The sequence below is a fragment of the Rhizobium sp. SVR5-9E genome, assembly GCF_056755095.1.
Genome location: NZ_JBNDHS010000162.1, coordinates 1 through 7433 on the forward strand (window position 1 = coordinate 1; position 7433 = coordinate 7433).

Sequence of the window (7433 nt, forward strand, 5' to 3'; positions counted from 1 at the left end):
TCGTCGATCCGCTGATGGCCGAAAACGGCTGGGAATTCAAAGTCGGCGACGGCGCCACCGGCGATCAGCTTTACGGCGCAAAGACCCTCTGGGAAATCTACCGGAAGGCCGACCCGCATTATTCCGGCCGCGTCACCGTTCCCGTGCTGTGGGACAAGAAAAACGGTACCATCGTCAACAACGAATCCGCCGAGATCATCCGCATGTTCAACAGCGCCTTCGACGGCCTGACGGATTCGAAGGCGGATTTCTATCCTGCCGATCTCAGGGCTGATATCGATGCGCTGAATGCGATCGTCTACGACACCGTCAACAATGGCGTCTACAAGGCAGGCTTTGCGACGACGCAGGAAGCCTACGAGCAGAACGTCGTCAAGATTTTCGAAACGCTGGACATGCTGGATGAGCGGCTTCGCACGAGCCGCTATCTGCTCGGCGACCGGCTGACGGAGGCCGATTGGCGGCTGTTCACGACGCTGGTGCGCTTCGATCCGGTCTATGTCGGCCATTTCAAATGCAATATCCGCCGTATCGAAGACTACCAGAACCTCTCCGGCTACCTGCGCGATCTCTATCAGACGCCGGGCGTGAAGGAGACGGTGAACTTGCAGCATATCAAGCAGCATTATTACCGCAGCCACAAGACGATCAATCCGACGGGCATCGTCCCAGTTGGACCGGCTCTCGACCTCGACCAACCACACGGCCGCGCGAAACTCGCCGCAGCCGCCTGAATCCTACCAATAATGAGCGGCGGGCTCATCGCCGTTCAACTCCCTGAGCCGGCGCCGGGTGGCGTCGGTCGTGCCGTCCGGGAGGGCATCGACGGCGAAGAAACCGCACTCGACGATTTCGCGATCCGGCGCACGCGGCGCCGTCTGCTCGACATCGACGCGGTAGAAGACAACGTGGTCACGGCGGCTCGCCGATTGATTGTAATAGACGTGGAAGAGCTGCGCCTTGCCGATGACACGGAGGTTGCCCTCTTCGCGCAGTTCCTTGACCAGCGCCGCCTCGGCGGTCTCGTTGCGCTCCACCCCGCCGCCAGGCATATGCCAGCCCGGAACATAGCTATGCCGCACCAGAAAAATCCGTCCCGAGGCATCGAAGCAGGCCGCCCGCACTCCCATCGTCATGCCGCGTGCGAATGCGAAGTAGACATGCACAAACCGCATCAGGAGCTTGGATTTCCAGGACATCCCCGTGGGCCTCATCACTCTGCTTTCACCGTTTCGTTCCATCCGATGTGTTTGATTTGTAACCATCCTGGTCTATGTGTCGTAGCATGTTCAAGCTCGCGCATATCTCGGATATTCACCTCGGCCCACTTCCCAATCTTTCCTTCCGCGAGCTTTTCTCGAAGCGCATTACCGGCTTTGTGAACTGGCACCGCAGCAGGCGCAAGCACCTTTTCGGCGGCACGCTGGATGTTCTGCTGGAAGACATCCGCGACCGGCATGCGGACCACCTCGCCGTGACCGGCGATCTGGTGAACCTGTCAAGCGCAATCGAGATCCGTTCCGCCGCCGCCTGGCTGCGCGCTCTCGGCGACCCGGTTGAAACCTCCATCGTACCGGGCAATCACGACGCCTATGTTCCGGGCGCCTACGAGAAATCCATGCGGGCCTGGTATGACTATGTCCGCGGCGATCTGGCTCCCGCCGAATGGAGGCAAGACAAGCACATTTTTCCCTATTTGCGTGTCCGCGACAAAGTGGCGCTCATCGGCTGCTCGACTGCCGTCGCCACACCGCCTTTTGCTGCCAGCGGCTTTTTCAGCCAGAGGCAGGCGCGCGAAACCGTCAACATCCTGCGCGCCGCCGGCGAGGCCGGCCTCTTTCGCGTGGTCATGATCCATCATCCGCCGATCCGCGGCGCCACATCCTTCTATAAACGCATGATCGGCATCCGGCGTTTCGCTGCCGTCGTTTCGACAGGCGGCGCGGAACTGGTGATCCATGGCCATACGCATCTCAATACGCTCCATTGGCTGCGGGGCCAGACGGCACCCGTGCCAGTCGTCGGAATTGCTTCGGCTTCCCAGGGACCCGGCGGCCTGAAACCCCGCGCCGCCTATAATCTCTTCAGCATCGACGGTTCCCCTGGCGCATGGGAATTGACGGGCGAGCGCTTCAGCTTAAACGACATGGGTGACGGCGTTTTCCAAAATGGTGTAGATATTTTCAAGGCTTAGTGGAACGAGCGGAATCGGTTTCTCAGTGTTTTGATTCGCTTTCTGAGGCAGCCGCTATGGCCGTCAGCCCGCACATGAAATCGGTGGCCGTGGCGGCGAAGGCAGCTGAGCTTACCAAGCTCCCGCAAAGCCTGAACGGACATCGGACCTATTGAAACGCGACATCGCCGACGGCCGCGTGGAAACCCCTTGAGAATTCCAAGATTGCGCTGGCTTAAGCTTGCGAAGCAGTGCAAATTTGTTTCATAAAGATCACATACGCGATATAAAAAGCTTAGCCACGCCGGGTGCTTCGCCCGACATTTCATGAAATGAGACATGCGTCAGCCTGTAACGACCATTGATATCAGACGCGACTTGGTGGGTCTGCTGCCGCGGTTGCGACGTTTCGCGATGACACTTGCAGGCGATGCGGCTGCTGCCGATGACCTCGTGCAGGCAGTCTGTCAGCGAGCGGTGGCAAAGAGCCACCAATGGAAGGGCGAAGGCAGGCTTGAAAGCTGGGTTTACACGCTAGCCCGCCAGCAATGGAACGATGACGGACGCAAGCGCAAGGCGCGGCCGGCTTCCAAGGGAAACGTCACGGATATCCGCGATGCCGTGCGAGACCGCGCAGCCACTGCCGATACTGACGCCATACATCAAATGATCGCCGAAATGCCCGAAGGCATTTCAAGCGTGTTCCTGCTTGTCAACGAAGGCCACACCTATCAGGAGGCGGCCGACATCATGGGCATTCCTGCAAGCAGCGTTCCGGCACAGCTTGCCGCGGCACGGCTTCACTTTGCGAGTCTCGCCGACAATTATCCTCACAGGTACTGACTTTGCCCGATTTCAAGAAACTGCCGCTTGATGCCCAGCTGACCGCTCTTCTCGACGGGGAAACGACGCCGGAGCAGAAGCACGAGCTGGAACAACGCATTGCGACAGACGAAGGTGCGCGCCGGCTTTACGACAAGCTCCGTCACGGTGCCGATTTCGGGCGCCGCCGCCTGGAGGATATCTTGAAGGAGCCGGTTCCGCTGGCACTCGTCCGCTCGATCAAGAGCGTTCAGCTGCCCAAGGCGCCCGTGGCGCCGCGAGCCACCCGCCCGGCAATGAAGCTCACACCGAGCGGACCGCAGGCGCTGGCAGCCGCCATCATCCTTTTCGTCGTCGGCTGCGGCATAGGCTATTTCATGGGAACGACTCCTGCCGGCCTCGTTCGCGGCGACGGGTCGCAGCCCGTTGCCGACAACACGAACACCAAGGATTGGCTGAACGACGTCACCGCCTACCAGCGGCTGATGATCCGCCAGCCGCGGCATATCGTCGAGATTCCCTCGACGCAGGCCGAGGAGATCTCCAATTGGCTGACCTCCACGGTCGGCGTCGCCTTTCGTGTGCCGGACCTGGCCAACAAAGGCTGGACGTTCCAGGGCGCCCGCGTGCTACTCGGTGACGGCCGGCCGGTCGGTCAGCTGGTCTATACAAGCGCGGACGGCGACCTCATCTCGATCTGCTTCCGGAAGGATTCCCAGCCACCGGACAGCGAGGACTTCAAGGAAACGATCAGGGACGAGATCGGCCTCGTCACCTGGCACAATGCCGGGACATCCTACGTCCTCGTCGGCCCGTCCGCAGAAGCCTCGCTCAGCCAGATCGCGATGGAGGTCGCGACCGCGATCTGAGCCTTTCAAGGCACAAGCACCACCTTTCCGCTAACGCTCCGGCCCTCTATGGCGCGATGCGCTTCGGCGGCTTTCTCAAGCGGGAAGCTCGCCCCCTCGGGGATCGTCAGTGCGCCCGAAACCACAAGCGAAAACAGCGTGGAGAGGTCGCCCTCCAGCGTCGCGGGCAGCAAAGGCAGCAGCGCAAATCCCCTCAGCGACTGGTTCTTGCCGAACATGGCGTTCAGGTCAGCGGCCTCGAGACTGAAGCGGCCCAGTGCCGCGAAGACAAGCTCTCCGCCCGGCGCAAGCGCTGCAAGGGAAGCGCGCGTCATCTCGCCGCCGACCGTGTCGTAGATCAGATCGACAGGCGTGCCGTCACTGAGGGCCTTCTGCCAGCCCTCGGCGGTATAGTCCACCGCGGCATCCGCCCCGAGCCTACGAGCCACAGACAGCTTCTTCTCGCTGCTTGCTGTCGCAATGACCGACGACGCACCCTCGCGCTTTGCCAATTGCACCAGCAGCGACCCGACACCGCCGGCCGCCGCGTGGACAAGGACGGTTTTGCCCCGCGGCGAAGCCTGGCGAATCATGTGCAGAGCGGTCAGCCCCTGGACCATCAGCGCTACCGCCGCCTCGAACGACAATGCGTCGGGAATGTTGATCACCGACGCACCCGGCACTGCGATGAACTCCGCGTATCCCTCGCCCCGTCCCAGGGTGAAGAGCGGCACGGCAACGCGCGAGCCGAGCAGAGCGAGATCGGCGCCCTCGCCTATCGCCTCGACGACGCCTGCGGCTTCAACGCCGGGGATCATCGGCAATTCCGGTGTCACGGCATAGCGGTCCGCGCGCATCAGCACTTCGAAAAAATTGATGCCCGCGGCATGGACGCGAACCAGGACCTCACCTCGGCGGGGCACCGGTTTCGGCACCTCGACAATTTTGAGAACCTCAGGGGGACCGAAATGGTCAAAGCGCACCGCTTTCATGACAGACCTCACGTTTGAATGGCGTGAGCAGCGCTTTACCCGTAAGCTCGATGGGAAAAATACACACTCTTTCGTGCCATACCCACCAGGAGGTGACCATGGCGGAACCGATCAAAAGACTGCCGAAATTGCCGGTAGAGCGCGCTCTGAAGGTCATCGCCGGGCGCTGGAAACCGGTCATTCTCTATTACATCTTCAGCGGACCGAAGCGCCTCTCGGAGCTCAAGCGCATGATGCCGGAGATCACCCAGAAGGTACTGATTCAGCAGCTGCGCGAAATGGAAGAGCACGGGCTGGTGACGCGCGAGATCTTCGCGGAAGTCCCCGCACGCGTGGAATACACCGCGACGGATCTCGGACTGGAGCTTGAACCGGTGCTGCTGGCGCTCTGCAAATGGGGCCAGCGCCATGCCGAAGCGCAGGACGATATGGCGGACATTGCCGATTGCATCGTTCGCCCGCGCACGGAAACTATCGCCGCCTGAGCGGCAAAGATGCGCAGCGAACAAAGCCCGCTGCGCAGCATCTTCAGATCAGTTTTTACCGGCCTTCACATCCAGCACGCGGTTTGCCGCCGATACGATCGCCTCGAGCGAGGCGCCGACGATATTGGTGCTGATGCCGGCGCCGAACAGCTTGCCACCCGGATAGGATGTTTCGACATAAGAGATAGCGGCAGCATTCGAGCCGTGTTGCAACGAATGCTCCGAATAGTCCTCGACCGACATTTCGATGCCGAGATAGTGCGAGAGCGCGTTGATGAAGCCATCGACAGGGCCGTTGCCCTTGCCCTCGATGCGCTTCGTCTCACCCTTGTCGATGATCTCGGCGGCAACGATGCGCTGCCCCTTGCGCTCCGGATCGGCATAGGTGTGGTGATCGACAAACTTGATGCGGCCCTGCGGCTGCGTCACGTAGCGCTCGATGAAGCGGTCGTAGATGCGGCGCGACGGCAGCTCCTTGCCCTCTTCATCGGTAATGCGCTGGATTTCTTCTCGGAACTCGACCTGCAGATTGCGCGGCAGATTGAGCCCATAGTCCTGCTGCAGGATATAGGCGATACCGCCCTTGCCCGACTGCGAGTTGATCCGGATGATCGCCTCGTAGGAGCGGCCGACGTCGCGGGGATCGATTGGCAGGTACGGCACTTCCCAGACAGGATGATTGGCGACCTGCGCCGCCTTCATCCCCTTGTTGATCGCGTCCTGATGCGAGCCGGAGAAGGCCGTGTAGACCAGTTCGCCGACATAGGGGTGGCGCTCGCCGATCGGCATCTGGTTGGAATATTCGAAAACTTCCTTCATCCGCACGATGTTCGAGCAGTCGAGTTCCGGGTCGACGCCCTGCGTGAACATGTTCAGCGCCATGGTAACGACGTCGACGTTGCCGGTGCGCTCGCCGTTGCCGAAGAGCGTGCCTTCGACGCGATCGGCGCCCGCCAGCAATGCCAGTTCGGCGGCCGCGATACCGGTGCCGCGGTCGTTGTGCGGATGCAGCGAGACGATCAGGTTCTCGCGATTGTCGAGATTGCGGCACATCCACTCGATCTGATCGGCATAGACGTTCGGCGTCGCCATCTCGACGGTAGACGGCAGGTTGATGATCAGCTTGTTGTCAGGCGTCGGCTTCATCACCTCGATGACGGCGTTGCAGATTTCCAGCGCCACCTCGAGTTCGGTGCCCGTAAAGCTTTCCGGCGAATATTCGAAGCGATAGCCGCCGCCGGCCTTCGCCGCCATGTCGGAGATCATCTTCGCCGCATCAACGGCGATCTGCTTGATCCCGGTAACATCCTTGGCGAAGACGACGCGGCGCTGCAACTCGCTGGTGGAATTGTAAAAATGGACGATCGGACGGTTCGCGCCTTCCAGCGCCTCGAACGTACGGGTGATCAGCTCTGGACGGCACTGCACCAGCACCTGCAGCGACACGTCGTCGGGCACATTGCCCTGCTCCACGCACCAGCACGCGAAATCGAAATCGGTCTGCGAGGCGGAAGGGAAACCAATCTCGATTTCCTTGAAGCCCATGTCGAGCAGTAGCTGAAACATGCGGGCCTTGCGGTCGTGGCCCATGGGGTCGACCAGCGCCTGGTTGCCGTCGCGCAGATCGACCGAGCACCATACTGGGGCCTTGGTGATCGTCTTCGTCGGCCAGGTGCGGTCGGGAATGTTCACCTGCGGATAGGGGCGGTATTTCACCGCGGCGGATTGCATGCCTTTTGCGGGATTTTGCGTCTTCGCGTCCATTCGTTTCTTCCTCGTCCCGGCATCTTGCCCCGCCTATTAGCCCATCGTAGCGAGCTTGGCGACAGCAAATGCGGACCTTATTGGTCTATCTTGGTTCTAAAGGGATCAGTCGCGAGGAGCGATTACCTGGCGGGCTTTCGGCCGCCGGGCGCTCCTCAACGAACCCGGCAACCGCGCGTAAGGCCGAGGAGAAGAAGCGACGTCAGGGCGCGCGTATTGTCACGCAGGGCAACGCGCCCCTGGACAATCGTATCGGAAATCTTTGCACCCGTGATCTTCATGACCGCGCTTATAGCCGCCGAACAATAAGCTGGCAACCCCCGCCTATTTTTTCGCCGCTTGCACCGCG

Annotated in this window: 8 protein-coding genes and 1 pseudogene; 6 read left to right on the plus strand and 3 right to left on the minus strand. The window is 61.0% G+C overall.

The window, feature by feature from the left end; translation table 11 throughout:
• A partial coding sequence (locus ACPYOJ_RS33305; RefSeq protein WP_481420061.1) for a glutathione S-transferase family protein occupies nt 1–734 on the plus strand: 734 nt, incomplete at its 5' end.
• A gap of 3 nt (nt 735–737) precedes the next feature.
• On the opposite strand, the gene ACPYOJ_RS33310 is transcribed toward ACPYOJ_RS33305, so the two are convergent.
• Nucleotides 738–1199 (minus strand): NUDIX domain-containing protein, encoded by a 462-nt coding sequence (locus tag ACPYOJ_RS33310; RefSeq protein WP_481420062.1) that lies wholly within the window; start codon nt 1197–1199, stop codon nt 738–740.
• An 86-nt stretch (nt 1200–1285) separates the two neighbouring features.
• Here ACPYOJ_RS33310 and ACPYOJ_RS33315 point away from each other — a divergent pair, with 86 nt between their 5' ends.
• The 3 genes from ACPYOJ_RS33315 (at nt 1286) to ACPYOJ_RS33325 (ending at nt 3864) form a co-directional block, all read left to right on the plus strand.
• Nucleotides 1286–2194, plus strand: coding sequence for a metallophosphoesterase family protein (locus ACPYOJ_RS33315; protein WP_481420063.1), 909 nt, complete (start codon nt 1286–1288; stop codon nt 2192–2194).
• Between the two features lie 318 nt (nt 2195–2512).
• On the plus strand, nt 2513–3016 hold the full coding sequence (locus ACPYOJ_RS33320; RefSeq protein ID WP_481420064.1) for an RNA polymerase sigma factor: 504 nt from the start codon (nt 2513–2515) through the stop codon (nt 3014–3016).
• Nucleotides 3017–3018: 2 nt separating this feature from the next.
• Complete coding sequence (locus tag ACPYOJ_RS33325) at nt 3019–3864, plus strand: anti-sigma factor family protein (protein ID WP_481420065.1); 846 nt, start codon at nt 3019–3021, stop codon at nt 3862–3864.
• 5 nt (nt 3865–3869) lie between these two features.
• On the opposite strand, the gene ACPYOJ_RS33330 is transcribed toward ACPYOJ_RS33325, so the two are convergent.
• Nucleotides 3870–4835 (minus strand): quinone oxidoreductase family protein, encoded by a 966-nt coding sequence (locus tag ACPYOJ_RS33330; protein ID WP_481420066.1) that lies wholly within the window; start codon nt 4833–4835, stop codon nt 3870–3872.
• Here ACPYOJ_RS33330 and ACPYOJ_RS33335 point away from each other — a divergent pair.
• Nucleotides 4834–5320: pseudogene (locus tag ACPYOJ_RS33335) on the plus strand (winged helix-turn-helix transcriptional regulator). The gene ACPYOJ_RS33330 and the pseudogene ACPYOJ_RS33335 sit on opposite strands and share 2 nt — an antisense overlap.
• Nucleotides 5321–5368: 48 nt before the next feature.
• Here the strand turns inward: ACPYOJ_RS33335 and leuA are convergent.
• Nucleotides 5369–7084 carry a 2-isopropylmalate synthase gene (gene leuA / locus ACPYOJ_RS33340; protein WP_481420067.1) on the minus strand — a complete coding sequence of 572 codons (1716 nt, stop codon included), beginning with the start codon at nt 7082–7084 and terminating at the stop codon, nt 5369–5371.
• A gap of 68 nt (nt 7085–7152) precedes the next feature.
• On the opposite strand from leuA, the gene ACPYOJ_RS33345 reads away from it, so the two are divergent.
• The coding region (locus tag ACPYOJ_RS33345) for a hypothetical protein (protein WP_481420068.1) at nt 7153–7433 on the plus strand (281 nt) is incomplete at its 3' end.